This is a genomic window from Bacillus atrophaeus (assembly GCF_001584335.1).
In the GTDB taxonomy this organism is placed as follows: domain Bacteria; phylum Bacillota; class Bacilli; order Bacillales; family Bacillaceae; genus Bacillus; species Bacillus atrophaeus.
On sequence record NZ_LSBB01000020.1, the window covers coordinates 309,424 to 328,115 of the forward strand.

The 18,692-nt window shown below is 38.3% G+C and carries 17 protein-coding genes, 1 tRNA gene, 6 pseudogenes and 1 riboswitch; of the genes and pseudogenes, 13 read left to right on the plus strand and 11 right to left on the minus strand.

All coding sequences use genetic code 11. The features are described 5' to 3' along the window. The first annotated feature begins 126 nt into the window (after positions 1–126). Both AXI57_RS22105 and AXI57_RS15185 read left to right on the plus strand, forming a co-directional pair. Entirely contained in the window at positions 127–1,614 is a 1,488-nt protein-coding gene (locus AXI57_RS22105; protein ID WP_219996602.1) for a pre-toxin TG domain-containing protein, read from the plus strand. A gap of 11 nt (positions 1,615–1,625) precedes the next feature. Next, positions 1,626–1,979: a hypothetical protein gene (locus AXI57_RS15185; RefSeq protein ID WP_003327534.1), complete on the plus strand. Its 354-nt coding sequence runs from the start codon at positions 1,626–1,628 to the stop codon at positions 1,977–1,979. Positions 1,980–2,097: 118 nt separating this feature from the next. On the opposite strand, the gene AXI57_RS15190 is transcribed toward AXI57_RS15185, so the two are convergent. Genes AXI57_RS15190 through AXI57_RS15200 form a run of 3 tightly spaced genes read right to left on the minus strand, consistent with a single transcriptional unit; the run spans position 2,098 to position 3,829 of the window. Next, positions 2,098–2,529, minus strand: a complete 432-nt coding sequence (locus tag AXI57_RS15190) for a GNAT family N-acetyltransferase (protein ID WP_061670539.1) — start codon at positions 2,527–2,529, stop codon at positions 2,098–2,100. A 5-nt stretch (positions 2,530–2,534) separates the two neighbouring features. Further along, entirely contained in the window at positions 2,535–3,050 is a 516-nt protein-coding gene (locus tag AXI57_RS15195) for a YjcG family protein (protein WP_061670540.1), read from the minus strand. A gap of 56 nt (positions 3,051–3,106) precedes the next feature. Then, positions 3,107–3,829 carry an esterase family protein gene (locus AXI57_RS15200; protein WP_003327531.1) on the minus strand — a complete coding sequence of 241 codons (723 nt, stop codon included), beginning with the start codon at positions 3,827–3,829 and terminating at the stop codon, positions 3,107–3,109. Positions 3,830–4,022: 193 nt separating this feature from the next. After that, a riboswitch (SAM riboswitch) is annotated at positions 4,023–4,147 on the plus strand. Positions 4,148–4,217: 70 nt separating this feature from the next. On the opposite strand from AXI57_RS15200, the gene AXI57_RS15205 reads away from it, so the two are divergent. Together AXI57_RS15205 and metC are read left to right on the plus strand one after the other, a co-directional pair. Further along, positions 4,218–5,339: a methionine biosynthesis PLP-dependent protein gene (locus AXI57_RS15205; RefSeq protein ID WP_061670541.1), complete on the plus strand. Its 1,122-nt coding sequence runs from the start codon at positions 4,218–4,220 to the stop codon at positions 5,337–5,339. Beyond that, positions 5,332–6,504: a cystathionine beta-lyase gene (metC, locus tag AXI57_RS15210; RefSeq protein WP_061670542.1), complete on the plus strand. Its 1,173-nt coding sequence runs from the start codon at positions 5,332–5,334 to the stop codon at positions 6,502–6,504. Before AXI57_RS15205 ends, metC begins: the two co-directional genes overlap by 8 nt. A 31-nt stretch (positions 6,505–6,535) precedes the next feature. Here metC and AXI57_RS22380 read toward each other — a convergent pair. Beyond that, positions 6,536–6,736 (minus strand): annotated as a pseudogene (locus tag AXI57_RS22380) (GNAT family N-acetyltransferase); the annotation flags it as partial. A gap of 72 nt (positions 6,737–6,808) precedes the next feature. After that, positions 6,809–7,999 (minus strand): DUF819 family protein, encoded by a 1,191-nt coding sequence (locus AXI57_RS15215; protein WP_061670543.1) that lies wholly within the window; start codon positions 7,997–7,999, stop codon positions 6,809–6,811. Positions 8,000–8,169: 170 nt separating this feature from the next. Here AXI57_RS15215 and AXI57_RS15220 point away from each other — a divergent pair. Further along, positions 8,170–8,242: transfer RNA gene (locus AXI57_RS15220), tRNA-Val, on the plus strand. A 114-nt stretch (positions 8,243–8,356) separates the two neighbouring features. Here the strand turns inward: AXI57_RS15220 and AXI57_RS22565 are convergent. Then, a pseudogene (locus tag AXI57_RS22565) lies at positions 8,357–9,270 on the minus strand (site-specific integrase); the annotation flags it as partial. A gap of 143 nt (positions 9,271–9,413) precedes the next feature. Here AXI57_RS22565 and AXI57_RS21425 point away from each other — a divergent pair. From AXI57_RS21425 to AXI57_RS15245, 4 genes and pseudogenes are all read left to right on the plus strand, one after another. Then, a pseudogene (locus tag AXI57_RS21425) lies at positions 9,414–9,861 on the plus strand (peptidoglycan recognition protein family protein); the annotation flags it as partial. Between the two features lie 41 nt (positions 9,862–9,902). Continuing rightward, complete coding sequence (locus tag AXI57_RS21430; protein ID WP_238380192.1) at positions 9,903–10,130, plus strand: LysM peptidoglycan-binding domain-containing protein; 228 nt, start codon at positions 9,903–9,905, stop codon at positions 10,128–10,130. Positions 10,131–10,445: 315 nt separating this feature from the next. Then, positions 10,446–10,946, plus strand: a complete 501-nt coding sequence (locus tag AXI57_RS15240) for a hypothetical protein (protein WP_061670546.1) — start codon at positions 10,446–10,448, stop codon at positions 10,944–10,946. A 71-nt stretch (positions 10,947–11,017) separates the two neighbouring features. After that, positions 11,018–11,752, plus strand: coding sequence for a DUF6060 domain-containing protein (locus tag AXI57_RS15245; RefSeq protein ID WP_061670547.1), 735 nt, complete (start codon positions 11,018–11,020; stop codon positions 11,750–11,752). Positions 11,753–11,832: 80 nt separating this feature from the next. On the opposite strand, the pseudogene AXI57_RS22120 reads toward AXI57_RS15245, so the two are convergent. The 3 genes and pseudogenes from AXI57_RS22120 to AXI57_RS15255 form a co-directional block, all read right to left on the minus strand. After that, positions 11,833–12,022, minus strand: a pseudogene (locus AXI57_RS22120) (hypothetical protein). 4 nt (positions 12,023–12,026) lie between these two features. Beyond that, positions 12,027–12,367, minus strand: a pseudogene (locus AXI57_RS22125) (YolD-like family protein). A gap of 671 nt (positions 12,368–13,038) precedes the next feature. After that, on the minus strand, positions 13,039–13,491 hold the full coding sequence (locus AXI57_RS15255; protein ID WP_035175069.1) for a MarR family winged helix-turn-helix transcriptional regulator: 453 nt from the start codon (positions 13,489–13,491) through the stop codon (positions 13,039–13,041). 125 nt (positions 13,492–13,616) lie between these two features. Between AXI57_RS15255 and AXI57_RS15260 the strand changes: the two genes are divergently transcribed. Next, positions 13,617–14,486: an SDR family NAD(P)-dependent oxidoreductase gene (locus AXI57_RS15260; protein WP_061670548.1), complete on the plus strand. Its 870-nt coding sequence runs from the start codon at positions 13,617–13,619 to the stop codon at positions 14,484–14,486. A 5-nt stretch (positions 14,487–14,491) separates the two neighbouring features. Here AXI57_RS15260 and AXI57_RS15265 read toward each other — a convergent pair. Further along, positions 14,492–15,185 (minus strand): annotated as a pseudogene (locus AXI57_RS15265) (T7SS effector LXG polymorphic toxin); the annotation flags it as partial. Positions 15,186–15,406: 221 nt separating this feature from the next. On the opposite strand from AXI57_RS15265, the gene AXI57_RS15275 reads away from it, so the two are divergent. The 3 genes from AXI57_RS15275 to AXI57_RS21770 all read left to right on the plus strand — a co-directional run bounded on the left by AXI57_RS15275 (position 15,407) and on the right by AXI57_RS21770 (position 17,194). After that, entirely contained in the window at positions 15,407–16,537 is a 1,131-nt protein-coding gene (locus AXI57_RS15275; protein ID WP_061670551.1) for a Rap family tetratricopeptide repeat protein, read from the plus strand. Continuing rightward, positions 16,537–16,668, plus strand: coding sequence for a hypothetical protein (locus tag AXI57_RS22305; protein WP_255265364.1), 132 nt, complete (start codon positions 16,537–16,539; stop codon positions 16,666–16,668). The genes AXI57_RS15275 and AXI57_RS22305 overlap by 1 nt, the downstream gene beginning before the upstream one ends. 352 nt (positions 16,669–17,020) lie before the next feature. Continuing rightward, complete coding sequence (locus AXI57_RS21770) at positions 17,021–17,194, plus strand: hypothetical protein (RefSeq protein WP_169800246.1); 174 nt, start codon at positions 17,021–17,023, stop codon at positions 17,192–17,194. Positions 17,195–18,284: 1,090 nt separating this feature from the next. Here AXI57_RS21770 and AXI57_RS15285 read toward each other — a convergent pair. Beyond that, positions 18,285–18,569 carry a hypothetical protein gene (locus AXI57_RS15285; RefSeq protein WP_061670552.1) on the minus strand — a complete coding sequence of 95 codons (285 nt, stop codon included), beginning with the start codon at positions 18,567–18,569 and terminating at the stop codon, positions 18,285–18,287. Between the last annotated feature and the right edge of the window lie 123 nt (positions 18,570–18,692).

The window sequence follows — 18,692 nt, forward strand, 5'->3', positions numbered from 1 at the left end:
AGAAATATATTCATGGTATAAAAATTACTGGAATAATATTAAAAAAGGCGGTGTGATTTAGTAATTTTACATAATTCCAAATCAATTTAATATTTTAAGAAATAGTAAAAGGCCGGAGGAATACGCTTGAAAAGATTTATTAGTGCATTATTAATTATTTTTGTTATATCTACGATTAATTTACCAAATTACATAAAACCAGAAAAAGTGTATGCTGTATCAAAAGAAACTGATGGAGATAAAGTTATAAGAATACAGAAAGAACTTCAAGTAGTCTTAACACTTTTGAGTGATTATAACAAAATTAGTAATTCTAACAGTTATTTAGCAAAACTCAGAAAAGAAAGTTTGCAAAAAACTATAAATAGCAAGATAAACAAATTAAATAAAGAAATGAAGAATGTAGTTGTACCTAAGGCTGTTTCTACAATAAATAATGCTGTTAATATTTACATTAAGTTTTATAATTTTATACTAGAGCTTGATCGGTTTCTTGACGAAACTGTAAGCGATATGAAAGCATATAATGCTAAATTAACTAAAATGAATAATGATCTAAATAAAGTTAATAAAAATTTAGATAAAACGAATAAAAACATAAGTAAAAGTATGAATGAGTTACAAAAAGACTGTAACGAGGTAAGTAAAGGAATTGCAGAATCAAACAAACAACTTAAAAAAGCGGGAAAAGAATTAGACCAGTTAAATAAATTAAATTTTAGCTATCTTAAAGAAACAAACAAAGAGCTAGATAAAGCCAATAAAGACATAAACACAAATCTTAATGGTGCTATTCAAGCAATGAATAAAATGAATAAGGGAATTAACCAAGCTGTTAGTGGTGTTACTGAAGTAAATAGTGCTATTAGTAAGACTTCAAAAGCCATGGATAAAACCTCAAATGCTTTAAATAATTTAGATAAATTTTCAACGAATACTAATTATTATTATTATACTGTTAAAGATGGAAAAACAGATACTTTTAAAGATCTTAATAAAAAATCAAAGGAATTAAAACACAAAGAAAAAAAACTGAATCAATTAAACGTTGATGTGATATCTTATCAGAAGAAGTCAAATGTTAATACAACCGCCTTATCGCTATTTTTCGATGTTTTGCCTGTAGTATCTAACTTAAAAGCGGCAGGTGATGTTATTAGAGGAGAAGACTTAATAACAGATAAGAAAATATCTTCCGTTGACAGGCTTCTTTCTGGAGTTAGTGTAGTTGGATCTGGATATGTGAAGGTTGCAGGTAAAGCAGTTAAAAATATGGAAAAAGCAGAAAAAATCGAAAAACAATTTCAGAAAGGTGCGAAAACTGCTGAGGAAGCTGGGAAATTTGGAGGGAAAATCATTGCCGAAAATATCCCTAATATGTCTAAAAAGGAAATTTTAGATTCTCTACCTACTGAATGGAAATACACAGAACACAATGGTTTTGTTCATGTTAGAGATACTAGTGGAAATATCCGAATGAGAATTGATCCTCCTGATAAAATGACAAAGTACGACCATGTTCATTTATTTGATAAAAATGGTAATCCACTTGATAAAAATTTGAGAATAGTCGATAGAAAAAGCCCAGATGCTCATATTCCATACAAGAAGTGAGGTAATTAATTATGAAAGCTGAGCAAATTCAAAGCGATATTGAAGGTTTAAATTATTGGGATGCAAGGGTACTACAATTAGAATCCCGTTTTTTCGGTGATGAAATAACAATGACTTTTGAAGACACGAACTATAATGTGAAATTATCTTTTACTGGTTGTTCAAAATTCTCATTTGTCACCACTGCTGACGATAGAATAAATCCCCTAAAAGATATGACTAAATCACAAATTCCTTATTTTCTTCAGGATGTTGGAATTTCAGAGGTTCAGAGCGAAGGGAAGGACTTATTAAAATGTGAAATTTTAATGCCTCCTTTAAATGTAGAAATAGTATGTAATACTATTTCTATTAATAAAGTATAAATTTATAAAAAAGACATAGGCCCTAATGATAGGGCCTTATGTTATGCAAACAGCTTTGTCCATATTGCTTTTCCAACTAAACGTTTATTTAATTTGAGTGATTATACATATAGAAAGATTAAAAAGATCTATATTTAATCATTTGCAAATGGGGAATGCCGGCATCGAGAAATTCCTCTTTCGACGAGACCTTGTATCCCTGTTTTTCATAAAACGGCACTGCCTGAGTCTGTGCGTTTAAAATAAAACCGGACACGCCGCGGGCTTCTGCCGCTTTTTCCAGCGCCTCCATAATGATGACTCCGACACCGGCTGAGCGGTGGCTTTTTAAGACACAAATCCGCTCTAATTTGCCGAGCCCCTTTTTAAGGCGCCATCTTCCGGCACCGACTGGCTGTCCTTCGTCATACACCACGATATGCTCTGATTCGTTTTCGAGCTCATCAATTTCTTCTTCAACTGGTACGTTTTGTTCTTTGACAAAGACTTCTTTTCTTACATAAAATGCATCTTTCATTTGTTCTTCATTTTTTGCGATAACTGCTTCCAAGTCTCTTATTCTCCTCCGCCTAACAAAAATGTTTCATATACAGTCCATGATCCGTTTTCTAGCTGGTACATTAAGTGAAAGCGGTCGATTACTTCTTCATGGGATACTTCTTGCATTTTTAACTGTCCCAGTACGTCGGAATGCTCATCGTCTGAAAGATCTTGGGCGACTGTCACATGCGGGACAAAGCTGTATTCCGGTTCTGCGGCTAAAACACCGCTGTATAATTGTTCATTCAGCTCTTTTAATTCGTCTGTCGGCTCAGCTTTAATATAAATCACGTTATTCACAGGAGCAAAAGAGCTGTATTTTGTTAATTTTAAAACAATCGGGTGTGATTCCTTTGCAATTTGTCTTAATTGCGACACCACCTGAGATGCTTCTTGCTCAGAAGATTCAAACGGGGGTCTGAGTGTTAGGTGAGGCGGGATAAGTGCATAGCTTGGGTCATAGCGCTTTCTGTAAGAGTTTGCAAGATCCTGCAGTTTTTTTGATGGAAATAAAACAATTCCGTATTTCATGATATTACCTCCCTGAATTGTTTGATCATAATGAGTATAGCAAGCGATTGGATGACTTACAGCATTTTTTTCAGCGCCGGAGTAATTAACGGCTGCCAGTAGGTCCATTTATGATCTCCGTCAAACGTTTCATAATAATATTCCGACTGTTTTTGTTCAATTAGCTGTTTGAGCTCCAAATTCGGTGCTGTAAAATCTAAAATTTGTCCGTCTGTTGTATGGACGTCTGTTTCCTTTTCGCCGATTTGATGATAAATCGAGATATTCTTCATATCATCTGACCGGCTCACAGCCTCCAGTACATGATGGTCAACGTACGGCGATTGCATAATCACGTTGCCGAACATATTCGGGTAATCAAGAGCTGTCATTAAGGAAACAGTGGCTCCGAGAGAATCACCGATCAGCGTTCGGCCGTACCCAACCTCGTACGTAGGATATTCGCTGTCAGCATAAGGGATCAGTTCATTTGCGATAAACCGCTTATAGCTTGCAAATTTAGAGCCTTCCGGATGATACATTTCCCTGCGTTCTTTGACGTTCTGATAAGGAACGCCGATGATGATGCTGCGGTCAATCTCTCTTTTTGAGAGAAGATCTTCCACCTGACGGCCGATTCTGCCCAGCCTAAAATAATCATGACCGTCCTGGGCGATAATAAGGTGATACTTATAAAGAGGGGAGTAGACTGATGGCAAATAGACCAGTATTGTCATTTCTCCGCCAAGCTCTTCTGAAAAAAGCTTCTTTTCATGAATTACTCCGGTTTTTGGTGCCACAATAAATTCCTCCAGGCCATCTAAAGTCTTCATATATGTTATGTATCCTTTATTGTACCACGAATTGTTAGAAATTTCTCTCTTTAGAACATCTTCTGTGAGTGTTTGCAGCCGATTCACCAGCAGATCTAAAAAACTGTTGAAATATAAAATGAATTACGCTAATATAAAACAATCAGAAAATTTAGAGACATTCTTATCGTGAGAGGTGGAGGGACTGGCCCTTTGAAACCTCAGCAACCGGTTTGCTTTGCCAAGAAAGGCGAAGTGCCAAGGTGCTAAATCCAGCAAGCGATTTTTGTGCTTGGAAGATAAGAGGAAGTGTAAAACCCCTTCTTCTTATGAAGCAAGGGGGTTTTTTATTTTGAAAAGGGATGGTGTTTGTTCTATGTCAGAGCATATTGAAACGAAATTAGCCCAAATCGGAAACCGCAGCGAAGAAACGACGGGAACTGTAAACCCGCCGATTTATTTATCAACGGCCTACCGTCACAAAGGCATCGGCGAATCGACCGGATTTGATTATGTCCGGACGAAAAATCCGACACGCCAGCTTGTCGAAGATGCGATCGCAAGCCTAGAGAACGGCGCAAGAGGGTTTGCTTTCAGTTCAGGCATGGCCGCCATCCAAACGATTATGGCCTTATTCAAAAGTGGTGATGAACTGATTGTCTCCTCAGACTTGTACGGCGGCACATACCGTCTGTTTGAAAATGAATGGAGAAAATACGGATTGAGCTTCCTCTACGATGATTTCACAGACGAAGACTGTTTACGCTCAAAAATAACGAAAAACACAAAAGCGGTGTTCGTGGAAACGCCGACAAATCCGCTGATGCAGGAAGCTGATATCGAATTCATCGCCCGGATTACCAATGAGTTAGGCTTGCTTCTCATTGTGGACAATACATTTTACACGCCGATTTTGCAGCGTCCCTTGGAACTTGGGGCAGATATTATCATTCACAGTGCGACGAAGTATTTGGGAGGGCATAATGATTTGCTTGCCGGTCTTGTCGTCGTGAAAGATGAGGAGCTTGGTGAGGAAATGTTTCAGCACCAAAATGCGATTGGCGCCGTTCTTCCGCCATTTGATTCCTGGCTTTTAATGAGGGGAATGAAGACGCTGGGCCTCAGAATGCGCCAGCACCAAGAAAATGCGCAGGAGCTTGCGGCATTTTTGGAAGAGCAAGATGAAATCGCCGATGTGCTGTATCCGGGCAAAGGCGGTATGCTGTCATTCCGTTTGCAGAAAGAAGAATGGGTGAATCCGTTTTTAAAAGCTTTGCAGACGATTTGTTTTGCGGAGAGCCTTGGCGGGGTAGAAAGCTTTATTACATACCCCGCGACCCAAACCCATATGGATATTCCGGAAGACATCCGAATCGCAAACGGCGTCTGCAATCGTTTGCTTCGCTTTTCAGTCGGTATTGAGCACGCCGAAGATTTAAAACTAGACTTAAAACAGGCGCTACGTCAGGTCAAAGAGGGAGCTGTTTCATTTGAGTAATCATACTTGGACGCTGGAAACCCAGCTCGTCCACAACCCATTTAAAACAGACGGAGCAACAGGGGCAGTCAGTGTGCCGATCCAGCATGCCTCAACTTTTCACCAATCATCGTTTGAAGAGTTTGGCGCATTTGATTACAGCCGCTCAGGCACGCCGACTAGAACGGCTCTTGAGGAAACGATTGCGGCTTTAGAAGGCGGAACGAGAGGGTTTGCCTTCAGTTCGGGGATGGCCGCCATTTCAACGGCTTTCTTGCTGCTTTCACAGGGTGACCATGTATTAGTGACAGAAGATGTGTATGGCGGAACATTCCGTATGGTGACAGAGGTTTTGACCCGCTTTGGGATTGAGCATACCTTTGTCGATATGACCGATGTAAATGAAATCGCCCGGAACATTCAGCCAAATACTAAAGTCATTTACATGGAAACCCCGTCAAACCCGACGCTTGGCGTTACCGACATTAAAGAAGTCGTCAAGCTGGCGAAGGAGAATGGCTGTCTGACATACTTGGATAACACGTTTATGACACCGGCATTGCAGAGACCGCTTGATCTCGGGGTAGACATCGTGCTTCACAGCGCCACAAAGTTTTTGAGCGGACACAGCGATGTTTTATCCGGGCTTGCAGCTGTTAAAGATAAAGAACTGGGGCACGAATTGTATAAACTGCAAAACGCATTCGGCGCTGTCCTTGGCGTGCAAGATTGCTGGCTCGTACTGCGCGGTTTAAAAACATTGCAGGTCCGGTTAGAAAAAGCAAGCCAGACGGCACTGCGGCTTGCGGAATATTTCCAGCAGCATCCGGCCGTAAAACGTGTGTATTACCCAGGGCTGTCTGATCATCCGGGAGCCGCTATCCATAAAAGCCAATCAAGCGGAGCGGGCGCCGTACTTTCATTTGAGCTTGAAAGCAAAGAGGCCGTCAAAAAATTGGTGGAAAACGTATCACTCCCGGTCTTTGCTGTCAGTCTCGGCGCAGTGGAATCCATTTTGTCATACCCGGCGACGATGTCCCATGCGGCGATGCCTAAGGAAGAACGTGAAAAACGCGGTATCACTGACGGATTATTGCGGCTCAGTGTGGGAGTCGAAAATGCAGATGATTTAGAACGCGATTTCGAACAAGCGCTGAAAGAAATAGTGCCTGTAGCTGCGCGGTAAAAAAGAAGCCGGGGACACTCGGCTTCTTTCTATAATGATATTCTTGGTCTTTTTTCAGTTTTTGCCTATATTGTTCGATTCTCTTCCTTTGTACTTCGATCGTATAAAAATCGCAAGCGCGAGTCATTGAAAACAGTTCAAAGAAATCTCGATTCTCGCTTTGTAACTTCAGGTTTCCTTCAGCATCGTCTATCGGTAAGGGCCTTATATAAATGGTATTTTCTTTTATCATGCCATATGATCTCTTCGTTATCTCTATAGCATTAGTTTTTTATCATTTTAAGAAAATCTCAGAAAATCCTTCTTATAAAAAGGAAGAAAACCAATTTCCCATAAAAGTACCGACATAGTTGCCGATTAAGTAGCCAAGCGTTCCGACCAGCATAATCGGCGCGACAAGTTCCCGCCATCCCTTTGCTATCGCCATCGCCGCAGCTGTCGTGGGGCCGCCTACTGTGGCGTTCACGGCAAGCAGAATTTCCTCAAGGCGGACGCGGAACAGTTTTCCGACAAGGAGAGAAACGATTAAATTACTGATCGCAATGAGGAACACAAATAATAGAATAAGCGGCGCATTGGTCACAATTAAACGGAGGTCGGCAGGAATACCTATCACCACAAAAAACAAATAAATGAAATAGGTTCCCAGCTCCTGAGACCCATTGAGCTTTTCAAAAAAGCGAGGGAAAAGAAAAATCACAAGGACGGTCAAAGTCGTAAGCACAAGATACTGATCGCCAAACGTCCCGGTCAAAAGGGGATGAGAAAAAACACTCTTAAAAAAACCAGCAATCTTAACGCTCACTGCGACAAGCGCAAAAGCAGCGCCCATATTAACCGCAATATCCTTTAAGGAAATACTTTTCCGTTTCCAATAGCTTTCCGCACTATTTTCTCCGTTTCCTTCCGCCTTTACTTTGTCTTCAAACGGCATATCATAATGTATTTGAAACCACTTCAGAGCGGGAATGCTGATTAATATAAAAAACAGCAACGCCATCATGAAATTGTCAGCCACCACAGTCGCCGAAACATATTCACCCGGCGTCTCAAACTTCGCAGCCATCGCCGCAAAATTAATTCCTCCGCCGATATAAGAAGCGCTGAGCATACCGCCGATTTTATCAAGAAAAGGAATATGATTTTTCAAAAGAAAAAAAGCCGCAATGCTGCCAAGCACCGTTCCCCCCGCGCTTACCAGAAAGATAAACAGCAAACGCCTGCTTTCGCTAAAAATCTGACGCACATTGATCTGAAACAGCAAAAGAGGAATCGCAAGCGGCACAACATATGCCCACACCGAATCATACACAGGGGATTCAACAGGGAGCACCCCGATATTCGTAAATAACATCGCCCCGACAAGCGCCAATATTGCTCCGGAAATAGCAGAAGCCCATTTAAAGCGCTGTTCGAAATAGATACTAACTGCGGCCCACACCGCGATAAATCCCCATAGCACCCAAACATCGTCAGAAGAAATAAAAGAATTCACTCAACCACCCCTATTTATTTGAAAATTAAAATAATTATAAGTGTGAAAAGACAGCAGAGCAAGAGAAGATAAAGTTTTTATAAAAAAGATATTGACGGAAAGCACATTAGCACATATAATAGAACTTGTCAGTAAGATAACCAACATACCCAGCAACACATACATACCATGATTCCGTAGCTCAGCTGGGAGAGCGCTACCTTGACAGGGTAGAGGTCGCTGGTTCGAGCCCAGTCGGAATCATAGCTTAAACCCTTGCGCAGCAAGGGTTTTTTACTTTGCTTTAATAAAGCCGGTTTATCAAATTCGCAAGTTGTTGGCAAACTGTTGGCGAACTTGATTTCTTGGCTTCGAAATTCATTGACAGTATCTCTTTTTAGGGGCAAAATTGTTGAAAAGTTCAGCTGTCACATCAGCTAATTTTTTTGTTATATGGCCATATATATCGAATGTAGTTCGATAACTGGCGTGACCGACTCGTTCTTGAATCGCTCTATAATTTGCACCAGCTTCAATTATTAAAGTAACCATTGTATGACGCAACTCATGAAGTCATATTTTTTTCAGCTCATACTTTTTAGTGAACTTGGACCATTTTGTAGTGGGGGTTGTGTAATAATAGGGCTTACCTTTCCCACTATGGAAAATGTATTGATGTTCTCCACCTTCCCAAGCATCACCTAATCTTAGTTTCTCTTTTTTCCACATTCTATAGTACTTCTCAAGCTCATCCATATACCAATCAGGCATCTTTACAAAGCGCTTGGATTTTTTTGATTTAGGATCCTTGATAAGTGGTTTTCCATCAATTGTTTTTGGGATTGAACGATTTACATAAAAACCTCCTGCATTCCAATCAACATCTAAATGCCATTCAAAGGCTAATCCTTCTGCTCTTCTTAGACCGCCAATCATTGCGCCCAAAAAATACAATCTCCACATTATATCAATCTGATAAAGAGCTTCAATGCATTCCTTAGCTGCTTCTGAATCATAAAATTGCATTTCTTTGGTTTCAAGGGATCTAAATCTTCAGTTGGATCTACTTTGATTAGTTTCCATGCTTTCAGAACTTTGAATACGTCGTACCTAGTTGAACTCGATAAACCTCCTGATTTGCCGTCTTTTCGAATTCCGTCTTTTTCAAGTGAATCCATAAAGTCAACAATATGCATTGTTTTAATTTGATCTAATCTCCTATGACCTATTGATGGCACAATATAGTTTTTAATATGACTCTCATGCATTTCAGATGTTCTATGGGCAAATTCCAGAGAAGATAATAACGGCAATTTAGTAATGGAACAGAAACTTATTGATATACTGAATAAATACAATCTAATAGCCGAACATAAAGTAGTGTTACAATCATTCAGTGTTTAAAGAAGATACATTCTATTAATAAAGAGATACCACTTACAATGATGCTTCTGCTGTTAACGAGGTCAGCTACATGATCGGAAACAACAGTTCAACGAGTTTCACTTTGCTGTTGATGATAAAGAGGTAAGGCAGGGTATCCCTAAAATCGCAACGCATGGCACACAGGAGACGGCACGAACGGCACCGGGAACCGTAAGTCTATCAGTGTTGTAATCTGCTACAGCAAGTCAGGAGGCGCGCGATACAAGGCGGCAGAGAAAAGAGCCATCAAGTTTGTGGTGCAGTTACTAAAAAAACGAGGCTGGGGCATTGATCGTGTTCGGAAGCATCAAGATTGGAACGGCAAATACTGCCCTCACCGTATTTTATCAGAAGGACGATGGGACGAGGTTAAGGCTGCCATTGAAGTAGAGTTAAAGGCGTTAGGAGGAAAGACAACATCTAAAAAAGCAGCAGGAGCACTTACACAGTCAAAAAAGGCGATACTCTTTCCACAATTGCAAAAGAGCATGGGGTAAGTGTGGCAAACCTTCAGAAATGGAATAATATTAAGAATTCGAATAAAATCAAAGTCGGCCAAGTGCTAAAGCTGATGGATCATCCGGCTCTTCTAAGCCGTCATCCAGCGGTAAGAAATACGTTTACCTTCCGGCTTCGGCCGATTCATGGCGCATCTATCCGACAAACAAGGCGCCGGTCAAAGGGGACGAATGTAGCTTATTGCGTCCTAAGAAATTCGGCGGCCTGAAATACAGGGTTCTCGGTAATCCACAAACGGACGTTTACACGATCAAGACGGACCAGTTCGGAAAGGTAAACATCTATGTTGCGAAGCACACAGGCGCAACAGTAAAATAAACGAAAGCAAAACTTGAATCTTTATTGAAGTGAAAAAAGACCCTCTCTATGAGAGGGTCTTTTAACTAATGCTTTAAGAATGCACTTAATTAACGAGAGTTAATGACTGACTATTTTGAAATTAAATTAATAAGATCTTTATTTTATTACTCTAAAATTGTTATACTAATAACTAACATATTTTCTAAATTGGAGGACTATTGTTATGAAAGGGAAAAAGATCATCATTTGTTTATTGGCCATCTCTATTATTTTCATAGTTGGCTTTTATTTTATTAAGAATAATGAAACTCCCGATTCAGCGAAAAAATTTAATACTGAACAGGAAGCTTTACAGTATGCTAAACAAGAATCACCTTATATTACTGACTTTATAGATGAAACAAAGGAAATTGACAATGAAAAAGTTGTGATATATACATTTAAAAAAAATAAACAAATGGGTATAGGAACAGGAACATTGGCATGGAAAGATAAAAAAGTGACATGGTTAAAGAACGGGAATGATATAGTACTTGATAGTAAGAATAATAAGACTGATATTTCAGGTGATGTAAAGTCGTATTCAGGTAAAAAGTATAAATTATATGCTGGATTTAACAAAACAAAAAATCTAAAAATTGAAACTCAGACAGATAATAATGTAACTCCTCATGTGGATAAGAAATCAGGAATATATTATTTGTTAATTCCTAGTATAAATTAATCACATCTTATTTACAAAACTACCCTCCTTTGGTAATATTTTAATGTGTCGTAAAAATAAGGAGGGTGTATATGAAAAAGAAAGTTGCGTTTTTGATTACTGTTTGCGTGGTATGTTTGATGATTTTTGGAAATCCTACGAAAGGATTTGCAGCCGAGCAAAATACTATCAATCTATCTGATCCAAATGTTGAAAAATTTTATGATGAGGAACAAAATGCAGTAATTGCACCATTCAAAGCGACAGAAAATGGTCTTGTACCTGTTTCGAAAGAGGAATATGAAAAAGCGACTAATACAACAGAAAACGAAGATTTAGAGAATGAGTTTGTTGTTTCTGAGGAAAATAATGACGAGCCAGAATTTAATGCCTATGCTGACGTTGATATTAGAACTTGGAGTTATAAAGAAAAATCAGCCACTAAATATTATGGAAATCCTATTAAAGTTTCAGCATCAATTAAGTGTACTTCATCATCGTGTAGAGTAGATAAACAATGGCAAGCTACTATATCTAAGTCTTACAGTGTTAATGCTTCATCAGAAATTAAAGCTATAAACTATGGTGCTAGTTTTAATTTTACGTCAGCAAAATCTAGTTCTAGTACATATTCCTTTACAATAAAAAAAGGTCAATCAGGTTATATAGCTTTTAAACCATACAAAAGAAAGTCTACAGGTACCTTAACGCAGTATTCTACAATGCATGGTAAAATCAGTAGCAAATCAGCCTACGGAAGATCAGCAATTAAGTTGAAAACTGGAGAATCTGATGGATATTATTCTTTTGTTTTTACCAAAAAATAGTATGATAGATCAGTTTAATAGAGGAAGGGTAAAAGTAATACCCTCGCCCAAAAAAGCCCAACTCATATGAGTTGGGCTTTTTAAATAATCCATATTTTCTTTTCTTTATCCAATGAAAGAGTTCCTTTGCGGATTAGGCTTTTTGTGGCATCCCGTATTTCCTATTCGCTTTTTCCGGTCTTTCTTTTCAGTTCGGGAAGAGTCGGATTCTTTCCGTACAGCCGCATATTAACAAAGATTTTGATATAATTTTCGCTCGAAATCAGTCATTTGATCAGCTCCCAACTTCATATGTACCAACGGATAAAAGAGAATCGAATGCAATCATGTATCTCTTATTAAATCCTTTACATGTAGTCTCTGTTTTACTTCATCTATGTAATGAACATGTCCTGTTACTTCTTCAATAAAACCGTCTCTATATACGCTGATGGCCAGAACAGAATTAAACTCCATCGCTTCACAAATGGTGCGTGTCATTTATTCCAGTTGGTATTCATCAAGAATGGGTTTTTCGATCTTCTGGACTTCTCTCTTTCTGTTTAAAAGGGCAGCCCTTTGCTCAGGCAATATGAACTTTTGTTCCCATCTCTTGTCGTAAATTCCTTGACTCATTCCGATCATCTCCTTGAACAAATTACATGCGAACAAACGTTCTTTTATCAACGGAGAACTTGGGGACGAAACTGTTTTTTGAGCTGATTTTGAAGCGAAAAATCAACTCTGTTTCTGTCCTAGGTTTCTAGGATCGAAATGATTAAAGTGTTTTACTGTACTGTTTTCGAGTTTCTCGGAACAATGGTCATAAATATCACTAGTTGTTCGAGCGCATACATTCAGCTGCTTCTTCCGATTGAAGAAAGTTCATTTCTTTATCCTCAGCTTCAGGTGAGCTCAATCCCTGCCTAGGATCGTCTTTTATATCTTTGATTGTTTGATCTCCTAATCCGCCAAGCTTTCCATCTTTTTTAGCCCATTTTTAGATAAATCATCTATAAAATCAACAATATGAAGACTACTTTGTCTATTTTTTTATGGCCTCATGCTGGGAGGATGTGATTGTTTAAGTGATTTGAATACTTAACAGATGTTGTAAAAGAGTACGGTTTCCTCTTTTACCGTTTGCGTCATAACTATCTATTAATCTAAAAGGTTTTTCGCTATGTCGTTCAATACTAGCCAAGCTATCTCCGTTAAGAACTCCCTTTGTGGTTTATTCGAGAGAAGGGAGTTTTAATGGACCCATGTTGTTGTCTCTATACAGCACCCCATCAAAAAAGGAACTGTTATGGGCTTTGGATCGTTAGTTTTTTTAGCATTTCAATATATGCTTTTAATTCTGTATCAGTTAAACGTGAAATACGTTCATAAAAAATCGATTCTTTTTCTTTTAGTGCTTTCATGGTTTTTTCACGACCTAGTTCAGTTAAGGATAACAGTACTCCTCGACGGTCTTTAGGATCTCTTTCGCTCTTTACATATCCTTGGTTTTTCAATTGCCTAATAAGTCTACTGATAGAGCTGCGGTCCATAGCAGTTGATTCAGCTAAATTCGTGGCATTAGTAGGACCATGAGAATATAACCAACGAACCACCACAAAGGCTGCTGCATGCATAGTTTCATCAAATGCAGATGCAGTTCTGACGTTAAGTGCATGTGCTTCGCTAATTAACGCATTGAGCTGTTCACCAAGAGCTAACTCTAGATTTTTTCTTAAGTCAAAATTATTAACATCCATTATTTCTCCTTCTTAACGCAAAAAAATATTTGACATATATCAAACAAAAAACTTAATATAATTGATATATGTCAACTATATTAAGTTGTTTATACTATGTCAAGTTAATAAAAGGAGAATAGATCATGTCTAAGTGTCCATTAATTATAATGACTGGAGCTACCAGTGGTATCGGTCAGATTGCCGCAATTGAAATGGCAAAACGTGGAGCACGTTTAGTGTTGACTGCCCGTAACAAAGAACGAGCTGAAGAAACTGAAAAGTTAATTAAAGAAGCTTCGCCAGAGACGGACGTTGACTTCTATTTTGGTGATTTATCGATAATGAAAGATGTACGCCGTATGGGATTAGAGATAAAACAGAATTATTCAAAAATTGATATACTCATCCACAATGCTGGACTCCATAGGTTCGAGCAGTGCGTTACCTCTGAAGGATTTTCTGAGATGATTGCGGTAAACTATCTAGCACCTTGGCTACTTACAAATACGTTAAAAGATTCTCTGGTAAAAGCAGAGAATGCCAAAATTATTAATGTTGCTTCAGAAGCCTCCCGAAATCATGGAGATTTGAAGTTACCATATGATTTGACGGACATATCTCCATTTACAGTAAGGGGATCATCTAAAATTTATGGAAAAACAAAACTTCTAAATATTATGTTTACTGGTGAACTAGCACGGCAGTTTTCTGGTACCAAGGTCATTGCCAATGCTATTAATCCTGGTTTTAATAATACTGGACTTGGCAGAGACCTTCGTCTATCTACTGTATTAGGTAAATTTTTAAAATTAATTAATGTCGGTAATCCAAAAAGAGGGGCTGATATCATTATTCGTTTAGCGTTTGATCCTGAATACGAAAGAGTCACAGGAGGATACTTTAATGTTGGAACAGGAGCAAAGATTGATCCGATATATCCAGGAAAAGATGTTTTTAAGCAGCAACGTTTATGGAATAATACAAAAGAATTATTGTTAGAGTATTTAACGTAATGCTTCTGAGCGGGTGTAAGGTTCTCATATCCGATCTGCTTGGCAATTTCTAAATATTCATCCGGGTCATCACACCAGCTGCAAGTTTCTTCTTCAGGTTCTTGATTTCACGTTCTTTTGCTTCTTCTTTTTTTTTGATAGCTAAATAGGCTTCTGTGTGCTTTTCAATTTCGCCCTTTTTCTTATGTATGTCACTTTCACGGTATGCTTTGGCATTATAATGAATTGGCGTAGCATTTTTTCCTTTACCTGTGGATTCCTCTAACTTTTGAAAGTCCGACTTGATAAATTGCTCGTTGATTTCCGACTGTGAATATTCTGTCAAAAGCGCTTCGTCTACAATGCCTAGTTTTTGGACTGTTTTTTTCCGCTTATCATTCGCATCGCCGAGCTCGTCTTTGAAGTCTTCTGTTGAAAACAGATCAAGCGGGAGGATATCGTCAATATCATTCAATATGTCTTTCATGGCTTTTTTCTGTTCAGACATGATGGATTTAGATTTTGTGTAGGCGTTAGCCAGCTCGTGTTCTAAGAAGGATTCTTCTATGTAGGCATCGGATAAGCCGGAATATTCCAAAACCCGGTAATTCTCGTTAGAAATGCAATTTTCAGATTCGTCATTTGGCTGCGCAATTCTTTGTATTCGGTTGCACGTTGCTTTGCGGCAGAAAGAAGAGTATCTGCTTCAAAAACTCTCATAATTATATCCTTTCCTAATGAATTTTTTTGACTGAATTTTACCATGGTGAAAAGAAACATGATCAATAACATGGTTTTTTTAACATAAATGATTCTTTAGAATTGAGTATAAATAGCTGCATGCGAAATAGCCGCAAAATGATTGCGGTTTTTTTTCGTTTGCGATTATTGTAGGAAAAGTTATAATATTACAAAAATAGACATTAGAGGGAGGGATATGTATGGATCAAGTTTTACCGTCGTCTCAAGTGGGGGTCAAAATCAATGAATGGTATAAAATGATTCGGCAGTTCAGTGTTCCAGATGCAGAGATTTTAAAGGCGGAAGTGGAGCAAGAAATAGAGGAGATGGAAGAGGATCAGGATTTACTTGTTTATTATTCCCTGATGTGTTTCCGTCATCAATTGATGTTAGACTCATTAGAGCCAGAAGACAGATATCGGGATCGTCCCACAGTGGATGAACTACTTGAAAAAATAGAAAAACCGCAAAAAAGACTTACAGGCCTTTTAAAATATTACTCATTATTTTTCCGAGGGATGTATGAATTTGATCATAAAGAATACGTTGAAGCAATAAGTTATTATCGTAAAGCTGAGAGAGAATTGACTGCTGTTTCAGATGAAATGGAACAAGCTGAATTTCATTACAAAATAGCGGATGCCTACTATCAAATTGATCAGCATTTTGTTTCCCTGAATCATTTGAAAAAAGCTAAGCATTTGTTTGAAAAGAATCAGTTATATAAGGTGAAAGTAATCGGATGCAATATGATGTTTGGAGCTAATATGTACGATATGTACCGGCTGACAGAGGCAGAATCATATTACCGGGAAGCTTTAAGCGTCGCTGAGGGAATGAATGAGAAAAAAGCAAAAAGGATCATTGGAGTGATCTTTCATAATTTAGGCTTAGTTTATTTAAGGGCTCAAAACCTAAGTGCAGCTGAAGAGCACTTCAAAAAAGCAATAGACATGAAAGAACATCTTGATACAGTGTATGGTGTTAGGTCATTATATATGATGGCAAATGTACTTTACCAAAGCAACAAACCGAAGGAAGCACGTTTCTTTTATGAAACAGCTTTAAATAGGGCTGAAGATTCTAATGAAGAAGAATACATGGCGAAATTAAAGATCATTAATTCATTATATGAAGAATATAATGAAACAGAAGTATATCGAAGCTTAGACTATTTGGAAAAGAAACGCCTGTGGTCTGATTTTGCAGAATTAACAGAAAAATTAGGTGACTTTCATTATGAGCAAAGAAATTATGCAGAGGGAAGAAGCTTCTTAAAGAGAACTATACATGCCCAAACACAAATACTTAAGGTTACGGAGGCTATATAATGAAGAAATTTTTAATCAGTTCCGCTTTAATTGGTATTCTTTTTACAGGTTTATTAAATGTGGAAAAGGCGCATGCTGCTATGAATGATTCTGGAACTTTCTATGTAGCCGAAAAAGCTATTAATATCTAAGTGAGTATTACCTTGTTAAACCCCAACTTTTTAAGGTGGGGTTTTTAAACAATTCATTTATTCTATCTCTTATCTCATTTTAATAAACGCTGCCTCATGAGATTCTTAACTGCTTCTCGTATAGCGCGTTCATCCTTCCCGTTTTTTTTCTTCAATTCATCCAAAGAGGGATTTTTTCCGAAGTGGTTCATGTTAAAAATGATCCGGTATACTTACCGCTTAAAGTCATTCATCCCGATTGCCTCCTCCTCTGAGTAAATAATACGAGAACAAACATTCCCTTTTTAACTCGAAATCGAACAAACGTTATGTGGTCAATGATCATATATGATTGTAGAAAGGAGGGAGTTAAATGACATTTAAAAAGGCCTTTAATATTGGCTACGTTGTACTTTTGCTCTCTTTTGTTCTTGTTTATTTTATTTTACCGGCTGAACAAGTAATTACAGCAGTGATCATTCTAACTTTAATTTTCGGAGCATACCAATTCATTTTGCTTAAAAGGCTCTATAAAAAACATGATTAAAAAAAAACATTCTGACTCGGGACTTCCCAAGTAAAGAGTGTTCTTTTTGTTTGATCAACCAGTACCACACATGTAAACTTTCAATGGGCTAAATGTCTCGTCAAGTTTCTGTTGTTTCCGCTTGCTATCTTGGAACAATTTCACTCGTTTTTTAGACCATAGGTAGTACTGGTTAGTGTCTGCGGCTGTTCCGTATTTTACGCTGAAATACCCGGTTTTCACCGAAACGCCGCAATGAAGGGGAATCATACCGAAAGCTTGCTAATGAGCTCAATAGGTCATCAGGAGCCATTGTGGGCCTCATTAACGAATGCAGAAAAAAAGTTGCTCCACTCGCTGAAGCTTGGTGGGATTGGAAACAGGATCAAGCTTTCAGAAGCTGAGCCTATGGAAAAAGAAAAACCATCTATTCCTCTGGATGAAAGTAGTGAATACGATTTGCCTTCAAGCGATGAAAAGAGGAAGACAACCAGGATGAGGGCGAACACGGAGCAGCCTAATGTGTAAAAGGAAGCGGTGTTGGTATTTGCTGTTTCGCATGGAGGATGGACGAGCCGTCCACCTCTATGAACCTTTGAGAAAATACGAGGTGCTCAGCCGGCTTAGTATGGGGGTGGCCACAAGGAGAGATTATCTTATAAAACGTCTTAGGGAAGATTTTGTGATGGTTCTAAGGCCCCGACTTTGCGGAATAAAATTCCACTTTTTTTACCCATTTATTAGGTAACCACCCAATTATGCAAGAGACAATCACCTAAAAAGAGTGTGGGTAAGTATAATATTGGAAACCCAAAAGGAGTTGAAAATGTTGTATTATTACCCGTCTTTCCATTTGTATCAGCGGCAACAATATAATTCTTATCCATGGATTTATCCAGGAAGCTCCCACTATGTATATGGGCGCCCTAATTCTCCATGTTACAGAGAGTGTTTAAGAAGCGGAGCGGATAGTTATTTCTGCTGCTATTTCTGCGGTATCTGTTAAAAGAAAGACTCATAGAAGTGGAATAGGGGGCATTGAGCTTGCTGCTAAATCGGCTGGCATCCAAAAATATAAAAAAGTGAAGGGCTATTGACCCTTCACATCTTATTAACCGTTATACCAACCTTCAAATATTCCCGTCCAAGTTCCGTTGCTTTCTTGCCGAGCATCCTTTAAATAGAATGTTGATCCCATAAACACTGTTGTATTAGGAATAGACCAGCGAGAAGAATAACCAGGAATTTCAATAGTTTTTTTGACAGCTTGTGTAGATACTTCAGTTTGTTTTTCAACTCCCGCTGTAATTGGGCTTGCGGCTAAAGCAGGGGCTGCAGAAACAAGCATAGCAAGGGACAATGCGGAACCAGTTAAAACTTTTTTCATTTTTTTCATTCTTAAACACTCCCTTTATTTTTTTTGATACAACTGTATCATTACATGATTTGTAAAATTTGTCCATGTAAATTTATGTTAACTTTTTGTGAACGACTAATTAAGCTAGGGGGATTTGTTGGC

Excerpts from the sequence above, each read along its gene's own strand:
- AXI57_RS15185 (WP_003327534.1), top strand. The coding sequence starts at position 1,626 with ATGAAAGCTGAGCAAATTCAAAGCGATATTGAAGGTTTAAATTATTGG.
- AXI57_RS15195 (WP_061670540.1), bottom strand. The coding sequence starts at position 3,050 with ATGAAATACGGAATTGTTTTATTTCCATCAAAAAAACTGCAGGATCTT.
- AXI57_RS15205 (WP_061670541.1), top strand. The coding sequence starts at position 4,218 with ATGTCAGAGCATATTGAAACGAAATTAGCCCAAATCGGAAACCGCAGC.
- AXI57_RS15240 (WP_061670546.1), top strand. The coding sequence starts at position 10,446 with ATGAAAGGGAAAAAGATCATCATTTGTTTATTGGCCATCTCTATTATT.
- AXI57_RS15245 (WP_061670547.1), top strand. The coding sequence starts at position 11,018 with ATGAAAAAGAAAGTTGCGTTTTTGATTACTGTTTGCGTGGTATGTTTG.
- AXI57_RS15255 (WP_035175069.1), bottom strand. The coding sequence starts at position 13,491 with ATGGATGTTAATAATTTTGACTTAAGAAAAAATCTAGAGTTAGCTCTT.
- AXI57_RS15260 (WP_061670548.1), top strand. The coding sequence starts at position 13,617 with ATGTCTAAGTGTCCATTAATTATAATGACTGGAGCTACCAGTGGTATC.
- AXI57_RS15275 (WP_061670551.1), top strand. The coding sequence starts at position 15,407 with ATGGATCAAGTTTTACCGTCGTCTCAAGTGGGGGTCAAAATCAATGAA.
- AXI57_RS22305 (WP_255265364.1), top strand. The coding sequence starts at position 16,537 with ATGAAGAAATTTTTAATCAGTTCCGCTTTAATTGGTATTCTTTTTACA.
- AXI57_RS21770 (WP_169800246.1), top strand. The coding sequence starts at position 17,021 with ATGACATTTAAAAAGGCCTTTAATATTGGCTACGTTGTACTTTTGCTC.
- AXI57_RS15285 (WP_061670552.1), bottom strand. The coding sequence starts at position 18,569 with ATGAAAAAAATGAAAAAAGTTTTAACTGGTTCCGCATTGTCCCTTGCT.